This window comes from Marvinbryantia formatexigens DSM 14469 (assembly GCF_025148285.1).
In the GTDB taxonomy this organism is placed as follows: domain Bacteria; phylum Bacillota; class Clostridia; order Lachnospirales; family Lachnospiraceae; genus Marvinbryantia; species Marvinbryantia formatexigens.
In genome coordinates this window covers 357,396-374,422 of the sequence record NZ_CP102268.1, presented here as the reverse complement: position 1 = coordinate 374,422, position 17,027 = coordinate 357,396, and the positions used below count along the sequence as shown (strand labels likewise).

Annotated in this window: 31 protein-coding genes; 29 read left to right on the top strand and 2 right to left on the bottom strand. The window is 48.4% G+C overall.

What is annotated here, in order from left to right; all coding sequences use genetic code 11:
- The first annotated feature begins 26 nt into the window (after positions 1–26).
- Positions 27–224, top strand: coding sequence for a hypothetical protein (locus NQ534_RS01970; protein ID WP_143115881.1), 198 nt, complete (start codon positions 27–29; stop codon positions 222–224).
- Here the strand turns inward: NQ534_RS01970 and NQ534_RS01965 are convergent.
- Positions 192–986: a S1 family peptidase gene (locus tag NQ534_RS01965; RefSeq protein WP_006862356.1), complete on the bottom strand. Its 795-nt coding sequence runs from the start codon at positions 984–986 to the stop codon at positions 192–194. The two genes, NQ534_RS01970 and NQ534_RS01965, sit on opposite strands and share 33 nt — an antisense overlap.
- Before the next feature lie 167 nt (positions 987–1,153).
- Here NQ534_RS01965 and NQ534_RS01960 point away from each other — a divergent pair, with 167 nt between their 5' ends.
- Complete coding sequence (locus NQ534_RS01960) at positions 1,154–1,396, top strand: hypothetical protein (RefSeq protein WP_006862357.1); 243 nt, start codon at positions 1,154–1,156, stop codon at positions 1,394–1,396.
- On the opposite strand, the gene NQ534_RS01955 is transcribed toward NQ534_RS01960, so the two are convergent.
- Positions 1,374–1,553 carry a hypothetical protein gene (locus NQ534_RS01955; protein WP_040783563.1) on the bottom strand — a complete coding sequence of 60 codons (180 nt, stop codon included), beginning with the start codon at positions 1,551–1,553 and terminating at the stop codon, positions 1,374–1,376. The genes NQ534_RS01960 and NQ534_RS01955 overlap by 23 nt on opposite strands.
- Positions 1,554–1,822: 269 nt before the next feature.
- Here NQ534_RS01955 and NQ534_RS01950 point away from each other — a divergent pair, with 269 nt between their 5' ends.
- The 27 genes from NQ534_RS01950 (at position 1,823) to NQ534_RS01820 (ending at position 16,932) form a co-directional block, all read left to right on the top strand.
- Complete coding sequence (locus NQ534_RS01950; protein WP_006862360.1) at positions 1,823–2,056, top strand: hypothetical protein; 234 nt, start codon at positions 1,823–1,825, stop codon at positions 2,054–2,056.
- Positions 2,057–2,093: 37 nt separating this feature from the next.
- A complete protein-coding gene (locus NQ534_RS01945; RefSeq protein ID WP_006862361.1) occupies positions 2,094–2,336 on the top strand; it encodes a helix-turn-helix domain-containing protein in 243 nt (80 codons plus the stop codon).
- Positions 2,308–2,511: a hypothetical protein gene (locus NQ534_RS01940; protein WP_040783565.1), complete on the top strand. Its 204-nt coding sequence runs from the start codon at positions 2,308–2,310 to the stop codon at positions 2,509–2,511. The genes NQ534_RS01945 and NQ534_RS01940 overlap by 29 nt, the downstream gene beginning before the upstream one ends.
- Positions 2,508–2,825, top strand: coding sequence for a hypothetical protein (locus tag NQ534_RS01935; protein WP_006862363.1), 318 nt, complete (start codon positions 2,508–2,510; stop codon positions 2,823–2,825). Before NQ534_RS01940 ends, NQ534_RS01935 begins: the two co-directional genes overlap by 4 nt.
- An 11-nt stretch (positions 2,826–2,836) precedes the next feature.
- Complete coding sequence (locus NQ534_RS01930) at positions 2,837–3,172, top strand: hypothetical protein (protein ID WP_006862364.1); 336 nt, start codon at positions 2,837–2,839, stop codon at positions 3,170–3,172.
- A complete protein-coding gene (locus tag NQ534_RS01925; protein ID WP_006862365.1) occupies positions 3,169–3,399 on the top strand; it encodes a DUF6906 family protein in 231 nt (76 codons plus the stop codon). The genes NQ534_RS01930 and NQ534_RS01925 overlap by 4 nt, the downstream gene beginning before the upstream one ends.
- Before the next feature lie 96 nt (positions 3,400–3,495).
- Complete coding sequence (locus NQ534_RS01920) at positions 3,496–3,978, top strand: hypothetical protein (RefSeq protein WP_006862366.1); 483 nt, start codon at positions 3,496–3,498, stop codon at positions 3,976–3,978.
- Positions 3,975–5,264 carry an AAA family ATPase gene (locus NQ534_RS01915; RefSeq protein ID WP_006862367.1) on the top strand — a complete coding sequence of 430 codons (1,290 nt, stop codon included), beginning with the start codon at positions 3,975–3,977 and terminating at the stop codon, positions 5,262–5,264. The genes NQ534_RS01920 and NQ534_RS01915 overlap by 4 nt, the downstream gene beginning before the upstream one ends.
- Complete coding sequence (locus NQ534_RS01910) at positions 5,265–6,407, top strand: ATP-binding protein (protein ID WP_006862368.1); 1,143 nt, start codon at positions 5,265–5,267, stop codon at positions 6,405–6,407.
- 20 nt (positions 6,408–6,427) lie between these two features.
- A complete protein-coding gene (locus NQ534_RS01905; RefSeq protein ID WP_006862369.1) occupies positions 6,428–6,868 on the top strand; it encodes a hypothetical protein in 441 nt (146 codons plus the stop codon).
- 12 nt (positions 6,869–6,880) lie between these two features.
- Positions 6,881–8,479, top strand: a complete 1,599-nt coding sequence (locus tag NQ534_RS01900; protein ID WP_006862370.1) for a DEAD/DEAH box helicase — start codon at positions 6,881–6,883, stop codon at positions 8,477–8,479.
- 52 nt (positions 8,480–8,531) lie between these two features.
- Complete coding sequence (locus tag NQ534_RS01895; RefSeq protein WP_006862371.1) at positions 8,532–10,766, top strand: AAA family ATPase; 2,235 nt, start codon at positions 8,532–8,534, stop codon at positions 10,764–10,766.
- A gap of 352 nt (positions 10,767–11,118) precedes the next feature.
- Positions 11,119–11,514, top strand: a complete 396-nt coding sequence (locus NQ534_RS01890) for a RusA family crossover junction endodeoxyribonuclease (protein ID WP_006862372.1) — start codon at positions 11,119–11,121, stop codon at positions 11,512–11,514.
- Positions 11,511–11,756, top strand: coding sequence for a hypothetical protein (locus NQ534_RS01885; protein WP_006862373.1), 246 nt, complete (start codon positions 11,511–11,513; stop codon positions 11,754–11,756). The genes NQ534_RS01890 and NQ534_RS01885 overlap by 4 nt, the downstream gene beginning before the upstream one ends.
- A complete protein-coding gene (locus NQ534_RS01880; RefSeq protein ID WP_006862374.1) occupies positions 11,737–12,000 on the top strand; it encodes a helix-turn-helix domain-containing protein in 264 nt (87 codons plus the stop codon). The genes NQ534_RS01885 and NQ534_RS01880 overlap by 20 nt, the downstream gene beginning before the upstream one ends.
- Before the next feature lie 217 nt (positions 12,001–12,217).
- The gene (locus NQ534_RS01875) at positions 12,218–12,604 is read left to right on the top strand and encodes a YopX family protein (RefSeq protein WP_006862375.1); all 387 of its coding nucleotides are present in this window, start codon (positions 12,218–12,220) and stop codon (positions 12,602–12,604) included.
- Positions 12,601–13,587 carry a radical SAM protein gene (locus NQ534_RS01870; RefSeq protein ID WP_006862376.1) on the top strand — a complete coding sequence of 329 codons (987 nt, stop codon included), beginning with the start codon at positions 12,601–12,603 and terminating at the stop codon, positions 13,585–13,587. Before NQ534_RS01875 ends, NQ534_RS01870 begins: the two co-directional genes overlap by 4 nt.
- The gene (locus tag NQ534_RS01865; RefSeq protein WP_006862377.1) at positions 13,584–13,970 is read left to right on the top strand and encodes a hypothetical protein; all 387 of its coding nucleotides are present in this window, start codon (positions 13,584–13,586) and stop codon (positions 13,968–13,970) included. The genes NQ534_RS01870 and NQ534_RS01865 overlap by 4 nt, the downstream gene beginning before the upstream one ends.
- A gap of 2 nt (positions 13,971–13,972) precedes the next feature.
- Positions 13,973–14,722, top strand: a complete 750-nt coding sequence (locus NQ534_RS01860) for a hypothetical protein (protein WP_050778327.1) — start codon at positions 13,973–13,975, stop codon at positions 14,720–14,722.
- Between the two features lie 4 nt (positions 14,723–14,726).
- On the top strand, positions 14,727–14,864 hold the full coding sequence (locus NQ534_RS01855) for an HTH domain-containing protein (protein WP_006862379.1): 138 nt from the start codon (positions 14,727–14,729) through the stop codon (positions 14,862–14,864).
- Positions 14,861–15,040: a hypothetical protein gene (locus NQ534_RS01850; protein WP_006862380.1), complete on the top strand. Its 180-nt coding sequence runs from the start codon at positions 14,861–14,863 to the stop codon at positions 15,038–15,040. The genes NQ534_RS01855 and NQ534_RS01850 overlap by 4 nt, the downstream gene beginning before the upstream one ends.
- A gap of 2 nt (positions 15,041–15,042) precedes the next feature.
- The gene (locus NQ534_RS01845) at positions 15,043–15,183 is read left to right on the top strand and encodes a hypothetical protein (protein ID WP_157200735.1); all 141 of its coding nucleotides are present in this window, start codon (positions 15,043–15,045) and stop codon (positions 15,181–15,183) included.
- 2 nt (positions 15,184–15,185) lie between these two features.
- Positions 15,186–15,410: a hypothetical protein gene (locus NQ534_RS01840; RefSeq protein ID WP_006862383.1), complete on the top strand. Its 225-nt coding sequence runs from the start codon at positions 15,186–15,188 to the stop codon at positions 15,408–15,410.
- 18 nt (positions 15,411–15,428) lie between these two features.
- On the top strand, positions 15,429–15,701 hold the full coding sequence (locus NQ534_RS01835; protein WP_006862384.1) for a hypothetical protein: 273 nt from the start codon (positions 15,429–15,431) through the stop codon (positions 15,699–15,701).
- A gap of 4 nt (positions 15,702–15,705) precedes the next feature.
- Positions 15,706–16,224: a hypothetical protein gene (locus tag NQ534_RS01830; RefSeq protein WP_006862385.1), complete on the top strand. Its 519-nt coding sequence runs from the start codon at positions 15,706–15,708 to the stop codon at positions 16,222–16,224.
- Between the two features lie 56 nt (positions 16,225–16,280).
- Positions 16,281–16,469 (top strand): type II toxin-antitoxin system HicA family toxin, encoded by a 189-nt coding sequence (locus NQ534_RS01825; protein WP_006862386.1) that lies wholly within the window; start codon positions 16,281–16,283, stop codon positions 16,467–16,469.
- A 64-nt stretch (positions 16,470–16,533) separates the two neighbouring features.
- Positions 16,534–16,932, top strand: a complete 399-nt coding sequence (locus tag NQ534_RS01820; RefSeq protein ID WP_006862387.1) for a type II toxin-antitoxin system HicB family antitoxin — start codon at positions 16,534–16,536, stop codon at positions 16,930–16,932.
- Positions 16,933–17,027: the final 95 nt, after the last annotated feature.

Here is a 17,027-nt window from a genome sequence, read left to right as displayed (position 1 = left end):
GATTAATAATGCGGAGGTGATATAGCATGAGAAAAAAGAAATCTATTAAAAAGGAACTCCAAGCAATAAATGAAAGTTTGTGTGACATAAGAAGAAGCTTAGAGTATTTAGAGGACATAAAAATAAGAATTATGGTTTTGGAAACAGGCGTAAAACTAATTAACATGTCACTGCCGATAGTGTATCAAGGTTCAGGACCAGAGCAGGTTCCGGAAAGCAAGTAGTTCGGTAGATTTTATCGCGATGGCGAGATTATTGAAATAATTTTCGCTATGCTGGAAAACGCGGCTTTGAATTCCTAATAAGGCGTAGCGAGAGGAATCTAAGTACAGTGTTTCATCGGAGAAAAAGGGACTGGTATCACGCATTAAAATAGGAGAGCCACTGGAGCCTGGAAAACATGCAATGTCAGAGATAAAAACAGGCTTATAGTTAAAGTCATATGCAGGATGGGAGGCAATAATACCTTTACGTATCAAAGCAAGATTGTTTTTTAAATCAAATATAGCATCTGGACATCCGACCATTATGACATCCTCAAGCGGTAATAAGCGAGACCACTCTTGAGCCGATGGAATAATACTTTCATCTAAGTACCAGTGAACAAAAGAAATACCTTGTTCTGCGAACTGATTAATAGTAGTTTCCATCGGAAATAAAGCAAGATCAATGTCTGGATTTGGATGAAAAATAATTTTAGGTAGTGCGTAAATTAAATGTTTTTTTTCATTATGTTTGCAACGTTCTGCCCAAGATAAGTTGCTGCAGGAGGCGTTAACAAAAAATGACATTTCTGACGCATTTTCAAAAACATGGCGGTTACTAATCAATACGGGATACGGTGACTGATTAATCATAAAGTTAAAAAAGAATGCGGTACCGTAATGTTGTTCGCCAGATGTTTTGGTTACAGAGACTCTGATGCTTGAACGAAGTATTTTTTCAACGGTTAAATCGCTGCTCTGTGTAGCAGAATTTGAATTCATACTGGACTCCTTTCGTTAATTTGTATATTTTTTAGTATTTGCAATTAAAGAATAGTAGAAATTGATGAGAAAGTCAATTGGCTAAATACGATTTTGAAATCTATATATAAAAAGTCTATTTAGGCACTGATCGGGAGCCGTAAAAAGGAAAGGTGGTGAGCGGGGGAATGGATAAAGTAGATGAAACAATTGAATCTATCTGTGACTGGATACAGGTTCAAATTAAGGAGTCGGACGGAATGTACGATGGTAGCGTGGTTCCAGAAATGACAAAAGCTCTGGCGGAGCTTGTGTCCGCCAGATGGCTAAGTGTTATTTCAGAAAATAATTTACTTGAAAATGCTGAAATGCTTCTCAATAAAAGGATGACTGAATCTTTGCAAAAACTCAATCAGCATCTTCATTATTGAGCCGCTCATACTCTTGCAGTGTGATAATGGTGGTCTTAATGGCAATTTCAGAAATCGTTTTTAAAAGCAAATCGGATCTAGAGATATTTGATTGATTAAAGTTCATTTTTTCAAGAACTTTGTGCTCAAGGCGTTTTGCTGTTTCGCTATCAAGCATCTGCAGGATACTCCTTTCTTTTATACTCGGCTGCGGCACAGCCTGTAAGACAAGAATAGGAGCAAAGCGGAACAATGTCAATGAAATATACAAATAAAGGAGAGTGAGAATTATGTGGACGTGGTTAGAGGAGAAGCACCCTGTTGTATATGAGGTGATTCAGTGGGGATTGCTGATAATTTCCTTGATTGCACTTGTAATAGCCATAGTCAATTTTATGCAAATAACGTAAATGTATGTAATTAATTAATGAACAGGAGTACAGATCAATGGACAAATACTATGAGAAGTTCATGAGGGAAAAAGAAGAAAGAGCGCGGCATATAAAAGCACTACGCAGAAAACGCAGGATACGGAAAGCGGTGGATATTTTGATTCTTGTGATAATGTTCGCTGCATTAACTATCGGAATAGCGCACGAAGGGCTCATGCTGGGATGGCTTGCTGCATGGGTAACTGCAGGACTTATTGCGATAGGTAGTATATGGCTGCTAATCCAATGAACCATGTCTGGAAAATGATAAAGAGAGGAGGGACAGGATGGTAGAGGCATATAAACCATTATACACAGTCAGACAGGCGGCGCAAATATTGCTGATGAATGTTTCGGCTGTATATGGGCTAATGAATACGGGACAGCTACCGTATCTGAACCTGGGGCAGAAAAAGATACGAGGGAGCGATCTGGAGAGATTTATTGAAAAGTATCCAGCAGCGGAGACTAAAGGGAATTGTGATGATGGAGGGCAAGCCAATGCAGAAAAAAGCATATATGGGCATTGATACAGTAGATAGTACCGGATCCGGTCTGACAGAAGCGATACTGGTGGATGCCAGGAAGGTACACAGCGCAAGAGAGCGCGCCGTAAAGCTCAGAAAAAATGCAGTAACATATGTTTTCGGGGCGCTGATAAAACAGGTGCTGGAGAATCTGGATTTATGGGAGGCTGGAAAATGAAGTACATACAGTTTTTACGAACTTACGCGGCAGTCGCAACCGGGCTGCTTCTGGGAGCCGGGACAGCATCCATACTCTGGATAAATACAGACATGGACATCTGCTCCCTGCTGTTTGCCGGAATGCTGGTATTTTCCATCACAGCATCGGGATTTATGGTACTGACAGAAGCTTATCCGGGAAGGGTGCGCATAAGGGAACATAAAAAGCCGGAAAGAAAACTGCAGATATATACGCTGGAAGGGAAGCCGCAGTGGATCCCATCAGAGACATGCGACGGCATGGAAGAGCTGCGCATTGTGGTAAGCAGATAAGGAGGAGAGGCATGAAAACTATGACAGATATGAAAACTACGACAGATACGAAAACTATGACAGATATGGAATTTATGACATGGCTGAGGGACACGATGATTGACATCCGCCGGGAGGCGAAGCAGAGAGGCGTCAGTATAAGCGTTTTTGTAACGGGCAAAGGAGTCGGCTCAGCAAGCGTCTCGACAGAAGAGCAGGGCTACCAGCATTGGATACACAAAGACGGAGGAGAAGAAACGGTATACGTTAACATGAAGGAAGAAGAGTATATACCGGATCTTTCGCTGGAGCAGGTGCGGATCAGCAGCAGACCGCAGGTTCCACGGGAAGGCAGGAGGGAGAAATGAAACAGCCGAAGAAGCCGACACTGGCGCAGAAAAAACTTATTGCAGACGCTGGTCTGGATCCGGAGAAATGGCTGGTACGTTATGAGGATAACAGGTACCTGCACATTATTGACCGGGGAGTACTGGAACAGCGTGAGGTGCATATTATTGACAGGCAGACAGGAGAAATTGCCGTGCAGCAGTCCATCAGAGGAGCATGTAAGAACGGCAAATGCCCCGGGATTTAAAGGGAATCACCAGGGCACGGATACCTGTGGTTCCGGAAAAACCACAGGGCAGTAAATAAAATATGACAAGTGCATTATAGCACAGAAAGGACAGTTATGAAAACTATTTTAGGAGAAATTTTAATGGGAGCGGCAAAAATCTGCAACGAAGCCGACCCGGAGAAAACAGCGGAGGAATGTGCAAGCAGAATCATGAGGATGTCTGGGAAGGACAGCATTGGACAGGGAGAATGCGCATCTGGTTCCCGCGGAGAGAGCGGGTGCGGGCTGACGGAACAGGGGGATGACACTGCAGATGGAAAAACCGATGCCTGCATAGAGCATAAAGGTTTTGCTATGATCATGGCGGAGAATATCGGTGCGTTCCGGGTGGGTATAGAGCATATTGCAGGTGCTCCGGCAGTAAGTGTTTCGGTCAGCGGCAAGAGGAGAGATGTGTTTGACGGCATAGCAAACCTGCTTGAGCATACAGCGTTCGCTCTGACTGGCGAAAATGCAGCAGAAGCCGTAAGAATCGTGGAAGTAATCTGCAAAGCAGTGAAAAAGGATATCATGCCGGAAGGAGATGCAGATCATTGAAAATCAACCAGCTTGAGATTGAAAATGTAAAACGCATAAAAGCAGTAAAAGTTGAGCCAGCTCTGAACGGGCTGACCATCATCGGGGGAAATAACGGGCAGGGAAAAACTTCTGTGCTGGATTCCATTACGTGGGCGCTTGGCGGGGACAGATACAGACCATCACGCGCGCAGCGGGACGGATCCGTAATCCATCCATACATACGTATCACAATGGATAATGGTCTTGTGGTGGAGCGGAAGGGGAAAAACAGTGATCTGAAAGTAACAGACCCTTCCGGTAAAAAAGCAGGGCAGCAGCTTCTGAATGAATTTATCGAACAGCTTGCACTTGATCTTCCGAAATTCATGAATTCATCCGGGAAGGAAAAGGCAGAAACGCTGCTCCGGCTGATCGGTGTTGGCGACCAGGTTGAGGCTCTGGAAAAGAAAGAGACCGATCTGTACAGTGACCGGCAGGCGGTCGGGCGGATTGCGGACCAGAAAAAGAAATACGCCAGGGAGCAGGTCTTTTATCCGGATGCACCGCGTGAACCTGTATCCCCGTCGGAACTTATCCGCAGGCAGCAGGAGATCCTGGCACGGAACGGCGAGAACCAGAGGAAACGGAATGCTCTGCAGCAGATGCAGGCGCAGTCAGAGGAACTGGACAGAAAAATTGCCGGCATGGAAGAACAGCTTGCAGATATGAAGGCTGAACGGAAAAGAATGGCTTCCGACATAGAGGATGCCCGGAAGTCGGCTGAAGAACTGCAGGATGAATCTACCGCTGAACTTGAGGCTGACCTTGCCAATATAGAGGAAATAAACCGTAAGGTACGGGCAAACCTTGATAAGGACAAGGCGGAAGAAGATGCCCGTTACTATGAGCGCCAGTACAACGAACTGACCGGACAGATAACGGAGGTCCGTGAGAGAAAAAATGCCCTGCTGGACCAGGCGGAGCTTCCGCTGCCCGGATTATCAGTTAATGACCGGGAACTCGTTTACAACGGACAGAGATGGGATAACATGTCCGGTGCTGACCAACTGAAAGTTTCCACCGCAATTGTGCGGAAACTGAATCCGAAGTGTGGATTTGTGCTGATGGACAAGCTGGAACAGATGGATCCGTCCACACTGGAAGAATTCGGGGAATGGCTGACGAAGGAAGGGCTGCAGGTGATTGCAACAAGGGTATCAACAGGGGATGAATGCTCCGTCATCATCAGCGACGGATACATAGAAGGGCAGGCACATCCTGTCATGGAAGAGAAAAAAACAGCATGGAAAGCAGGTGAATTTTAAATGGAGATTATCAAGGGAAAGCTTCCCGGAGCGAAAAAGACCATCATTTATGGTCCCGAAGGAATTGGCAAGAGTACGCTCGCCAGCCGGTTCCCGGACCCGCTGTTTATTGATACGGAAGGAAGCACAAAAGATATGGATGTTTCCAGAACCCCGGCACCAGGAACGTGGGCGATGCTCATGGAGCAAGTGAAGTATGTCATTGCGCATCCGGATCTGTGCCGGACGCTTGTCATTGATACTGCGGACTGGGCAGAGCAGCTCTGCGTACTCCATGTCTGCGGCCACTACCAGAAAACAAGCATAGAGGATTTCGGATACGGGAAAGGCTACGTGTATCTGCAGGAAGAATTCGGAAGACTTCTGAATCTTCTCACGGAGCTGGCAGATCAGAAAAAGATACACGTTGTGCTGACTGCCCATGCTAAAATGCGCAAATTTGAACAGCCGGACGAGATGGGTGCGTATGACAGGTGGGAAATGAAACTGTCCAAACAGGTTGCGCCCATGGTAAAAGAATGGGCAGATATGGTTCTGTTTGCAAATTATAAAACAATTGTCGTAAATGTGGACGGGCAGGGCGCGCAGAAAGGAAAGAACAAAGCGCAGGGTGGAAAGCGCGTAATGTACACGACGCACCATAACTGCTGGGATGCAAAAAACCGGTACGGACTGCCGGATGAGGTGCCGTTTGAGTATATCTCCATTGCCCATATCATGGAAAACAGTGCTCCTGCCAGGGAAATATCCGGGACAGCGAACGCGGCAGCAGGGCAGGAATACGGCGCCAGTAACGCCCTGGGACAGCACAGCCAGAAAAAAGATGAGGCGGAGACGGAAAAAAATGTACCGGATATTCCGGCAGATGGAGAACAGATGACGCTGCCAGGGTGCAGCAGCGGGGAAAGCTTCCCGGAACCGGATCCAAAGATCCCGAAAGCCCTGCGTGATCTTATGCAGATGCACAGGGTACTGGAATGGGATATCCAGAACGTGGTTGCGGCACGCGGATATTTCCCGCCGGACATGCCTGTAAGGGATTATCCTGCCGATTTCGTTTCCGGGGTACTGGTTGGAGCGTGGCCGCAGGTGCATGCAATGATTAAAGACATGAAAGAAAAAGAAGAGATTCCGTTTGATTAAGGATAAGGAGGAGACAGAAAATGAATACAGAAGGAAGAGAACTGGACTGGGATGACAGCATACAGAATGACAGCAGCTTTGTGGAACTGCCGGAAGGGGACTATGATTTTGTGATCGATCATTACGAGCGCGGCAGGTCGAAAGGAAGCGAAAAGCTGCCTCCCAGCAACATGGCAACCGTATTTTTCAACATTACGGGACCGGATGGCAGCATGGCAACAATCCGTGAAAATTTCATTCTTCATTCAAAACTGGAATGGAAACTGTCGGAACTGTTCTGCAGCGTGGGACTGAAGAAAAAGGGCGAAGAGCTGAGAATGAACTGGAATGCACTGCCCGGACTGACGGGACGTGCCCATGTCACTCTTTCACCGGACAGGAATGACCCGTCAAAAAAATACAACCATATTGATAAGCTTTACCCGAAAGAACCGAAAAAGTTTGAAGCAGGCAAATTTTAAGAGGCGGAAAACATGGAACTGAGAGATTATCAGACAGAGGCAAGAAATGCAGTATTCGGGGAATGGGAAAAAGGGGTACAGAAGACACTCCTGGTACTCCCGACGGGATGCGGCAAGACGATCGTGTTCGCAAAAGTAGCGGAAGAATGCGTGCGCAGAGGGGAAAGGGTGCTCATCCTTGCGCACCGCGGGGAGCTTCTGGAGCAGGCATCCGACAAGATTGCAAAAGCGACCGGTCTGAAATGTGCGGTCGAAAAGGCGGAAGAGACCTGTATGGGAAGCTGGTACCGTATTACTGTGGGATCCGTGCAGACCATGATGAGGGAAACAAGGCTCAGCCGGTTTGCAGAAGGGTATTTCGATACCATTATCATAGATGAAGCGCACCACTGCCTTTCTGAAAGCTACCAGAAGGTGCTGGAGCATTTCCCGGGCGCGCATGTGCTCGGGGTGACAGCCACGCCGGATCGCGGGGATATGCGGAACCTCGGGCAGTATTTTGAGTCGCTTGCCTATGAATACACGCTGCCGAAAGCAATCAGGAGCGGGTATCTTGTGCCGATCAGGGCGCTCACACTGCCACTGAAACTGGATATGACAGGCGTTGGTGTACAGGCGGGAGACTTCAGGGCGGCGGATATCGGCACGGCACTGGATCCGTATCTTGACAGGATCGCGGCGGAAATGCGGAAATACTGTATGGAAAGGAAGACGGTCGTATTTCTTCCGCTTGTAAAAACAAGCCAGAAATTCTGCCAGATACTGAACGACAGCGGCTTTAAGGCAGCCGAGGTAAACGGCGGCAGCGCGGACCGCGCAGGGATACTGGAAGGATTTGAAAAGGGAAAATATAACGTCCTGTGCAATTCCATGCTGCTGACAGAAGGATGGGACTGTCCGGATGTGGACTGTGTCATCGTCCTGCGTCCGACAAAGGTACGCAGCCTGTACAGCCAGATGGTGGGCCGCGGCACGAGACTGGCGCCGGGCAAGGACAGCCTGCTCGTCCTGGACTTCCTGTGGCACACGGAGCGCCACGAACTCTGCCATCCGGCAAGCCTTATCTGCCAGGATGAGGAGGTTGCCAGGAAAATGACGGAGAATATCAGTGCCGCGGGCTGCCCGGTAGACATAGAGGAAGCAGAGAAGACCGCTTCTGCGGATGTTGTCGCGCAGCGCGAGGAGGCACTCGCGAAGCAGCTTGCAGAAATGCGCATGCGCAGGAAAAAGCTGGTGGATCCCCTGCAGTTCGAAATGAGCATACAGGCGGAAGATCTTTCCGGATATGTGCCCGTGTTCGGATGGGAGATGGGACCGCCAACCGACAGACAGAAAAAGACACTGGAGAAACTTGGAATCCTTCCGGATGTGATCGACAATGCAGGAAAAGCAGCAAAGCTCCTGGACCGTCTTGACAGACGCCGGGCGGAGAATCTGACGACACCAAAACAGATCCGTTTCCTGGAGGGGCGCGGGTTCCGGCACGTCGGTACATGGGATTTTGATTCCGCAAAAAACCTTATTGACAGGATTGCTGCCAATGGATGGCGCACACCTGCAGGCATCAGTCCGCAGGAGTACAGACCGGATACCGGACAGGCGGCTGTCTGAGAACAGCTGCCATGGCGCAGAAAAATAAAAAGGATATAACAGGATAAGAGCTATGCATGACAATAAAGAATATCTGCTCAGCGCACTGGACTTTTTAAATCCGGCGGATCTGAGCTATACGGAATGGTGCGCCGTAGGGATGGCGCTGAAAGAAGAAGGCTTTGATGTATCTGTCTGGGACGGATGGAGCCGGAATGACAGCCGTTACCACAAAGGGGAATGCGGCCGGAAGTGGAACGGGTTCCGCGGAAACAGTGCGCCTGTTACAGCCGGTACGATTGTGCAGCTTGCAAAAGAGCGCGGATGGGTACCGGATACCGGGCATGAACTCGGCTGGGATGATACAATCCGGTATGATGATGCGCACATGGTAGTCAACAGAAACTGGCTCGAAGGAAGGGATATTGCCGAACCGGCGGAATGGGATCCGGCCGCTCAGCTTATAAAGTATCTGGAAACACTGTTTGAAGCAGGGGAAAATGTCGGATATGTATCCGGAAGCATGAAAAATGAAAAAGGACGTCATGTGCCGAAGGACAGGGGGAATTATGACCGTACTGCCGGACAGCTCATAGAAGCACTGTCGAAGTGCCATGACGGGGATATCGGGAATGTCATCGGGGACTATGACCAGGAAGGAGGGGCGTGGATACGCTTCAATCCGCTGGACGGGAAAGGGGTACGGAATGAAAATGTGACAGATTTCCGTTATGCCCTCGTGGAATCTGACGGCATGGAGATCGGCGAGCAGAATGCCGTACTCCGTGAACTGGAACTCCCGATCGCCTGCCTGGTCTATTCGGGCGGAAAGAGCCTGCATGCAATTGTGAGGATAGATGCTGCGGATTACGGGGAATACAGGAAAAGGGTCGATTATCTGTATGATGTATGCCGCAGAAACGGCATGAAGGTCGATACGCAGAACCGTAACCCGTCAAGGCTGTCCAGGATGCCAGGTGTCCTCAGAAATGGCAGGAAACAGTTTATTGTGGACACGGACATCGGGAAAGAAAACTGGGAGCAGTGGCATGAATGGATCGAGGGAGTGAACGATGACCTGCCGGATCCGGAAAGCCTGGAAGAAGCATGGAACAACATGCCGGAGCTGGCACCGCCGCTGATCGGGAGTGTGCTCCGCCAGGGGCATAAAATGCTGATCGCGGGACCATCAAAAGCCGGAAAATCGTACCTGCTGATAGAGATGTGCGTATGCATTGCGGAAGGCAGGAAATGGCTGAAATGGGACTGTGCAAAAGGAAAGGTGCTGTACGTGAATCTCGAATTGGATCCTGCAAGCTGCCTGCACCGGTTCCGTGATGTGTATAAGGCAATGGGCATACGTCCGGATAACCTGCGGAACATCGATATATGGAATCTGAGGGGCAGATCCGTGCCGATGGACCGTCTTGCACCGAAGCTGATCAGAAGGGCAGCAAAGAAAGATTACATAGCAGTCATCATTGACCCTATTTACAAGGTAATTACCGGGGATGAAAACAGTGCGGACCAGATGGCGAAATTCTGCAACCAGTTTGACAAAATATGTACGGAGCTTGGCACGGCTGTCATTTACTGCCATCATCACAGCAAAGGCAGCCAGGGAAGCAAGCGTTCCATGGACCGCGCCAGCGGGTCCGGCGTGTTTGCGCGTGATCCGGACGCACTTCTGGATCTCATCGAACTGGAAACAAACGATGCTCTTATGCTGCAGGAAGAAAACAAGGCGGTATGCAGGGTATGCAAAATGTATCTTGACAGCCACCGCGCATGGCAGGATGACCTGTCACAGGATGATCTGTGCAGCAGGACAAAGATGCTGGAATACTGCCGTGAAAAGCTGGAATCCGGACAGATGGCAACACTGCAGTTCAACATAGACCAGGAGCTGGAAAGGGTGAATAAAATGACAGCGTGGAGGATTGAAGGGACACTGCGTGAATTCCCGAAGTTTGATCCGGTAAACCTGTGGTTTGACCATCCGGCGCACCGGATCGAAAGATCCGGGGCACTGAATGATATACATCCGGAAGAGGATAAACCCGTGTGGCAGAGGGCGGCAGACAGACGGAAAGAAAGCGCAAAAAGCAAAAGGGAAAAACAGGCGCTTGAGTTTGAAATGGCATATTCAGCCATCGAAATGGACGGACCTGTTTCCGTAAAAGCGCTTGCCGAGTCCCTCGGGATCACGCCGGATGCAGTCAAAAAGAGACTGAAAAACAGTAATTCCTATTATTATGATAACGGTATTATTTACCGCAAAGAAAAAAACGGAAACAGGAACAACTAAGAATAACCATGGTTGTTCCGTCCACGAATGAACAGGAATGACCATGATGGTTCGTACCGGGAAGAATAAGAATGACCATGGTGGTTCTTATCTGCGCGAAGTGCGAATGACCATGATTATTCCGGTAATTCGCGGAAACAGGAACGACCAGGAATGACCATGGTCGTTAAGGGGGTACGAATGACCAGTATATATACTACGTATATATATTCCGTTCGTCCCCCTCACGGGGTCCTTGCAGGGGTGGGACGAGTCGTGCGGAAGCTCACGCACGACGCCTCCCCCACACCCGCAGCCAAGGACATAAAAGATCGTTCCTGGAATTTCGCACGTTAAAGGGGTGAAGTAAAAGATGATGACTGAATTTTTCATGGCAATGGATCCGCCGACCTGTACACACCAGGAGAAACAGATACATGTGGTAAATGGGAAACCGGTATTTTATGAACCACAGGAGGTGAAAGCAGCCCGTCAGAAACTGCAGGCGCATCTGGCAAAGCACAGACCGGAAAAAATGTATGACGGCGGGGTGAGGCTGGTTGTGAAATGGTGTTTCCCAAAAGGGCGGCATCCGGACGGCGCATACCGGACAACAAAGCCGGATACGGATAATCTGCAGAAGCTGCTGAAAGACTGCATGACTGCCACAGGCTTCTGGAAAGATGATGCACAGGTGGCATCGGAGATTGCAGAGAAATTCTGGGCGGAAATCCCGGGAATCTACATAAGGCTCGAGGAACTGCGATGAATGACGGGCAGAAAGAAGAGTATTACAGGATGGTAACAGACTGCTGGCGGCTGTTTCTGAAATACCGTAAATCAGTAATTTCCAACGGGGTATGGGAAAGTATAATCCGGGAAACTGACATGATAGCGGAAAAATACGGAAATACAAAGTTTGTACAGGGACTGCTGCTGCTTGTTATGGACGAGATAGAAAGACTGCAGGACGAAAAGGGAGAACAAAACAATGGACAGAAACACGGTTAAAGATACTGTCCTCGGATTATACGGACAGGGGAAACCGCCGAAGCAGATCGCAGCCGAGCTGCATATCCCGGTACAGACAGTATATGAGCTGACACAGGATATCAGTAAAGGCGCCCTGGACGATAAGGGTACCGGGCACAAGCTGCAGATGATGCAGGATTTCCCGGAGAGGTGGATAGATGCCATAAATCCGGTAAGGAGATATTACGGGCATGAACCGATGGAGCTGCGCTCTGATCAATAAGACAGGAAGGGAGCACACAGGAAGCACGCGGGAAAAAGACGCGGCATCGGGAAATGCATAAAGACCACACCAGCCGGAGCGTGTCACCGGGATTAACATTGTGAGACCGGACACCTCCGATACGGCATACCGTACTCCTCCCAGAACTGGTGTGATTATGGATATTATAGTGCGCGCGTGATGGAAAAGCAAGAAAATATTACGGAGGAAATGCAGAATGAGGGAAATACTGTTTAAGGCAAAAGGACAGACGGCAGGAATATGGTACCATGGGCTGCTGACGCGTCTGGAAAAAGACATATGCCGCATAAAGGGTAAATACAGAGGGGACTGGATATGTGATCCGGAAACCATCTGCCAGTATACCGGTAAGACCGACAGAAACGGAAGGAAGATATGGGAGAATGACATCTGCATTATTAACGGCTACGGCATCAATGAGGAAGATGGATATTTTACCGTTAGATGGGATGATGATGACGTGATGTTTGTGCTTAGCGGAAACGGGCTGATAGTTGGTTTTGGTTATCTGCGCAGCTGTGAGTGTGAGGTCGTTGGGAATGTATTTGATAATCCGGGATTGCTGGAAGGAAGCGAGAGATGAAAGACAATAAACAGGGAAAGATGTTGATTGGATTACATGACGCAGAAAGAGATTATTTGAGGCACAAAACTTTCCCGAATTACGCACTGATGAAAATATCAGCAAGGCATAAGGCAGCAGGCGATACTGTGGAGTGGTGGAATCCACTGTGCAGGTATGACAGGGTGTACAGCAGCAAAGTTTTCGATTTCACACCAGAAGACCCATACCTTCCAGAAGATACAGTCAGAGGAGGAACAGGATACCGTGACATCCCGACAGATGCAGAACTTCCGCCGGAAGTTGAAAGCATGTTCCCGGATTACAGCCTTTACCCGGATTGTGATTATGCGATCGGATATCTGACGAGAGGCTGCATCCGCAACTGCCGGTGGTGTGTGGTTCCGCAGAAGGAAGGAAAGATAAGACCATACCGGACATGGAGAGAGCTGGTACGTCCGGACACAGATAAGCTGGTGCTGATGGACAACAATATTCTTGCAAGCGATCACGGAATCACACAGCTTGAAAGCATGGCCGGAAGCGGATACCGGATAGATCTCAACCAGGGAATGGATGCACGTCTGGTAGATGACCGGATAGCAGGCATATTGTCAAAACTGGAATGGATACGGTTTATCCGGTTTTCGTGCGATCAGAAGTCGCAGATCGGGCCGGTGAAACGGACCATAGAGCTTCTGGGAAATCACGGAATCAGACCGTACAGAATTTTCGTGTATATTCTGGTGACGGAAGACATCAAAGACGCTGCGGAACGGGTGGAAGCACTGAAAGCATACCGGGGAATCAATCTGTATGCACAGGCAGAGCGGAATGAACGGATTGGGATTGTGCCGGACGCAGTGCAGTTGGAATTCCAGCAGAGATATGTATATGGCGGATGCTACAGAACGGAAACGTGGGAAAGCTATTGCAGGAGAAAAGGAATCCGGATGAAACATGAGAAGAACTATGACACAAAGGCAGAAGAGGATTGGAAATGAAGGATTTAGAGAAGATTTTGGAAGAGATTGAAGAAATGCCTTATCCGACAGAGGGAATCGGGTGCGGTCTGGAAGATGCCGGAATTACCGACAGGTATGAAGCGGCAGCATATGGATGGAATGAAGCTGTTGAGCGGATTGCAGAAATCATCCGCTCCCACATGGAAGATGATGGGTGGATTATATGGGATGGGAAGAATCTGCCGCCAGAAGGAGAACTTGCAGAGGTTACTATTAAGCCTAAAATATTGAAAACCCCGTATAGAAGTATTGGGTATTACGATAGGGATAGGGAGGAATGGTGGAAATATGACGATGATGGGATTCTGGATGTCATAGCATGGAAGATGCCATCACTGCCTTACCGCCCAAAGGAGGAATGATTATGGCAAAAGGAATTATTGTGGTAGATATGCCGGAAAATTGTAAAGACTGCGATTTTGAGGAATACAGGGAAAATGATGATTGGGGAGCCGGGTCGTATTGCTCGAGAACAGGGAATCCATGTACTTTATTCGCAAAACCAGATTGGTGTCCGATACAGGAAATGCCACGAAGAAAACCTGCTGTCGCGATTGATGGTGTATCGGTATGTGAGTTTATTGACAATCAGCCTACAGTTGGTGAGTGGATCTCAGCAAAAATTCTGCCAGAAAGAACCATGAGGGTGCAGGCGCTTATCAGACATCACAAATGGATTGCGGATTATGATTCGGACTGGGTACCGGAGGAAGAAAAAACAGTACATCCGGAGTGGATGGAGATCTGCGAAGCAATATACAAAAATGGGGAATTTACCTTCAGAAGCATGGAGGATGATGTATTTGCGGAAACAGCATATATCTCTCCGGAAGAAAATATTGCGAAGCCCGTCAACGAGGTGATGATGTATAGATTATTTGGATGTGCGGAAGATAACTGGATTCCCGTAGAATATCCACCAAAAACAGACACATACGTTCTTCTTTCGTTTTCTAATTTTTCGATGCCATTGATAGGTCGATACGAAGCAGACAGGGAGGGCGGAGCGTTTTATCTGGGAGACTGCGACGGAGATGATACATGCATCGGCAACGATCTGTATGTAAATGCATGGATGCCGCTTCCGCAGTCATACCACCCAAAGGAGGACTGACAAAATGAATGAAAAAACCAGAATCATCGAAATGTTACGCCAGCGCATCAGCCAGAAAGACATATCCCACAGGCTGGGAGTAAGCAGAAGATATGTGCACAGGGTATTGCTGGAGCTGCGGGAGAAGGGAGAGGCGCTATGATTAAATGCATATTACTGATACTTGCAGCCCTGCTGTCCACGGGGAGTGCGCAGTCTGAGGAACCGGAATACATCGTGATAGAGAGTGACTATGACGGAACAATCCTGCTGGATCCGAAAACAGGGATGCGGTATCTGGAAACGGGAGAAGGAATTTACAGACTGGAGGATATGTGAAAATGATACAAAACGAATACAGATTCAACAGGCATTTTAGGGAATACGTAAACCGGTACGCCAGAGAACACGGCATTACGCCGGAGGAAGCGCTTATGAGCACAGAGGTGCAGCAGGCGGCAAGGTTTTATTCGGAGGTGTGAGGATGACGGAATATCCGTGCAGGACGTGCACTAAGCGTTGTGAAAACTGCCATGCTTCCTGCGAAGGGTATTTATCCGCAAAGGCGCAGAATGCCAGGGAAAGCAGGACGGTAAATACACGGCGCATGAGAGATAAAGAGCTGTCTGATGCAAAGCGGGACGGTTATATGCGGATGACCAGGGGCAGCAAGGGTGACAGCAGGGTAATCAGAAGCCGGAAACGGTAGAAGCGCCAAGGAGGAGAAATGAAAACAGGAGACAGAATAAAGTTATTCAGACTCGTCAGAAAGGAAACTGATGGTTGCGGAAAAGCGAACGAGAAAGCGGTGGTCTGCCAGATCTGGACAGTGGCAGGCATATATCCACACGTTGTCCTGCTGGTAAACCGGCACGGAACAAGGGAGTGTTTCAGCCGCTGGTATCTGCGGCGGCACGCACATGCGCCGGAGAGAGTCGAACGCAATGGCATGATGGTATGGGAATGGGGTGATTACAGTGCAGGGCAGCAAAATACATAGCGGCATGCCGGATAAAAAAGAACCGGGGCAGGTGCAGGGCAGCAGGACATGTTCAGAGGAGCACGGCGTGAACCGGGATGATATCAGAAAGCAGAATGAGCAGGTGAAGGCATGGTTGTGGCGCTACCGGGAAGCGAAGAAAGATGTCCGGCGTCTGGAGGAAGAACTGGAAGAACTGACAGAAATACAGGAGAGCGCCGGCGCAATTCGGTATTCCGATATGCCAAAGGGCGGAGGAGGACAGGCTGATCTGTCGGATGCGATGGTAAAACGGGAGAAGATATGGAGAAAAATCCAGAAAGCGCGCTACAAGCGGATGAAGGTGTTTGCAGAGATCAGGAATGCGATTGAGCGGCTTCCGACGGCGGATGAGCGGGAAGTGATGTCGTACCGGTATCTGAGGCTGATGAGCTGGGAAGATATAAGCGTGAGAGTTGAAAAGAAGTGGACACAGACACATAGAATTCATAGCAGGGCATTGGAAAACATGAAAATATACGTAATTTTACGTAAAAATGATTGACATACGTAATAATACGTGATATAATAGAGCCATGATAAGGAAAGGAGATACAAAAGATGCCAATGACTCCAAGGGAGATGACAAAACTCCTAAAGAAAAATGGTTTCGAAGAAATCAGCCAGAATGGTTCCCATGTAAAGCTGAGAAACGGAGAAACAGGAAGAACGGTAATCGTTCCTTATCACTGCAAAGACCTTAAAAAAGGACTGGAGCAGGCAATACTTAAACAGGCGGGGCTGAAATAAGCCCCTGCCGTCAGCATAAAAAACGGAGCAGGTTACGGCAAACTGCGAACAGGAGGTATCACGCATGAATAAATTATTTTATCCGGCATTGTTTCATGAGGCGGAAGAAGGGGGATTCTGGGTCGAATTCCCGGACATCCCGGAATGTCTGACGCAGGGGGATGATATGCAGCAGGCATATGAGATGGCGGTTGAAGCACTGGGGTTCTCATTGGCATCAATGGAGGACGGTGGAGAAACAGTGCCGGATGCATCGAGTCCGCAGGATATACAGACAGAAGATGGTGCGTTCCTTGTGGTCATTGAGTTTGACATGGCAGAATACAGACGGAAGCATTGCTCCAGGGCCGTGAAGAAAACATTGAGCATACCGGAATGGCTGAATGATATTGCAATAAGGCAGAACATTAATTTTTCACAGGTCCTGCAGGAAGCATTAATGGAAAAAGTAGGGGCAAAATAAAAAAAATAAAAAAATTTGTAAAATGGTATGGAATGGTATACTCAACCTGTGTTATAGTGTAAACTGAAAGAAGTGAGAGATAGGGCGACCTGTCT

What these genes read in the sequence shown, in the direction of transcription:
- NQ534_RS01970 (WP_143115881.1), top strand. Translation starts at nt 27, where the DNA reads ATGAGAAAAAAGAAATCTATTAAAAAGGAACTCCAAGCAATAAATGAA.
- NQ534_RS01965 (WP_006862356.1), bottom strand. Translation starts at nt 986, where the DNA reads ATGAATTCAAATTCTGCTACACAGAGCAGCGATTTAACCGTTGAAAAA.
- NQ534_RS01960 (WP_006862357.1), top strand. Translation starts at nt 1,154, where the DNA reads ATGGATAAAGTAGATGAAACAATTGAATCTATCTGTGACTGGATACAG.
- NQ534_RS01955 (WP_040783563.1), bottom strand. Translation starts at nt 1,553, where the DNA reads ATGCTTGATAGCGAAACAGCAAAACGCCTTGAGCACAAAGTTCTTGAA.
- NQ534_RS01950 (WP_006862360.1), top strand. Translation starts at nt 1,823, where the DNA reads ATGGACAAATACTATGAGAAGTTCATGAGGGAAAAAGAAGAAAGAGCG.
- NQ534_RS01945 (WP_006862361.1), top strand. Translation starts at nt 2,094, where the DNA reads ATGGTAGAGGCATATAAACCATTATACACAGTCAGACAGGCGGCGCAA.
- NQ534_RS01940 (WP_040783565.1), top strand. Translation starts at nt 2,308, where the DNA reads ATGCAGAAAAAAGCATATATGGGCATTGATACAGTAGATAGTACCGGA.
- NQ534_RS01935 (WP_006862363.1), top strand. Translation starts at nt 2,508, where the DNA reads ATGAAGTACATACAGTTTTTACGAACTTACGCGGCAGTCGCAACCGGG.
- NQ534_RS01930 (WP_006862364.1), top strand. Translation starts at nt 2,837, where the DNA reads ATGAAAACTATGACAGATATGAAAACTACGACAGATACGAAAACTATG.
- NQ534_RS01925 (WP_006862365.1), top strand. Translation starts at nt 3,169, where the DNA reads ATGAAACAGCCGAAGAAGCCGACACTGGCGCAGAAAAAACTTATTGCA.
- NQ534_RS01920 (WP_006862366.1), top strand. Translation starts at nt 3,496, where the DNA reads ATGAAAACTATTTTAGGAGAAATTTTAATGGGAGCGGCAAAAATCTGC.
- NQ534_RS01910 (WP_006862368.1), top strand. Translation starts at nt 5,265, where the DNA reads ATGGAGATTATCAAGGGAAAGCTTCCCGGAGCGAAAAAGACCATCATT.
- NQ534_RS01905 (WP_006862369.1), top strand. Translation starts at nt 6,428, where the DNA reads ATGAATACAGAAGGAAGAGAACTGGACTGGGATGACAGCATACAGAAT.
- NQ534_RS01900 (WP_006862370.1), top strand. Translation starts at nt 6,881, where the DNA reads ATGGAACTGAGAGATTATCAGACAGAGGCAAGAAATGCAGTATTCGGG.
- NQ534_RS01895 (WP_006862371.1), top strand. Translation starts at nt 8,532, where the DNA reads ATGCATGACAATAAAGAATATCTGCTCAGCGCACTGGACTTTTTAAAT.
- NQ534_RS01890 (WP_006862372.1), top strand. Translation starts at nt 11,119, where the DNA reads ATGATGACTGAATTTTTCATGGCAATGGATCCGCCGACCTGTACACAC.
- NQ534_RS01885 (WP_006862373.1), top strand. Translation starts at nt 11,511, where the DNA reads ATGAATGACGGGCAGAAAGAAGAGTATTACAGGATGGTAACAGACTGC.
- NQ534_RS01880 (WP_006862374.1), top strand. Translation starts at nt 11,737, where the DNA reads ATGGACAGAAACACGGTTAAAGATACTGTCCTCGGATTATACGGACAG.
- NQ534_RS01875 (WP_006862375.1), top strand. Translation starts at nt 12,218, where the DNA reads ATGAGGGAAATACTGTTTAAGGCAAAAGGACAGACGGCAGGAATATGG.
- NQ534_RS01870 (WP_006862376.1), top strand. Translation starts at nt 12,601, where the DNA reads ATGAAAGACAATAAACAGGGAAAGATGTTGATTGGATTACATGACGCA.
- NQ534_RS01865 (WP_006862377.1), top strand. Translation starts at nt 13,584, where the DNA reads ATGAAGGATTTAGAGAAGATTTTGGAAGAGATTGAAGAAATGCCTTAT.
- NQ534_RS01860 (WP_050778327.1), top strand. Translation starts at nt 13,973, where the DNA reads ATGGCAAAAGGAATTATTGTGGTAGATATGCCGGAAAATTGTAAAGAC.
- NQ534_RS01855 (WP_006862379.1), top strand. Translation starts at nt 14,727, where the DNA reads ATGAATGAAAAAACCAGAATCATCGAAATGTTACGCCAGCGCATCAGC.
- NQ534_RS01850 (WP_006862380.1), top strand. Translation starts at nt 14,861, where the DNA reads ATGATTAAATGCATATTACTGATACTTGCAGCCCTGCTGTCCACGGGG.
- NQ534_RS01845 (WP_157200735.1), top strand. Translation starts at nt 15,043, where the DNA reads ATGATACAAAACGAATACAGATTCAACAGGCATTTTAGGGAATACGTA.
- NQ534_RS01840 (WP_006862383.1), top strand. Translation starts at nt 15,186, where the DNA reads ATGACGGAATATCCGTGCAGGACGTGCACTAAGCGTTGTGAAAACTGC.
- NQ534_RS01835 (WP_006862384.1), top strand. Translation starts at nt 15,429, where the DNA reads ATGAAAACAGGAGACAGAATAAAGTTATTCAGACTCGTCAGAAAGGAA.
- NQ534_RS01830 (WP_006862385.1), top strand. Translation starts at nt 15,706, where the DNA reads ATGCCGGATAAAAAAGAACCGGGGCAGGTGCAGGGCAGCAGGACATGT.
- NQ534_RS01825 (WP_006862386.1), top strand. Translation starts at nt 16,281, where the DNA reads ATGCCAATGACTCCAAGGGAGATGACAAAACTCCTAAAGAAAAATGGT.
- NQ534_RS01820 (WP_006862387.1), top strand. Translation starts at nt 16,534, where the DNA reads ATGAATAAATTATTTTATCCGGCATTGTTTCATGAGGCGGAAGAAGGG.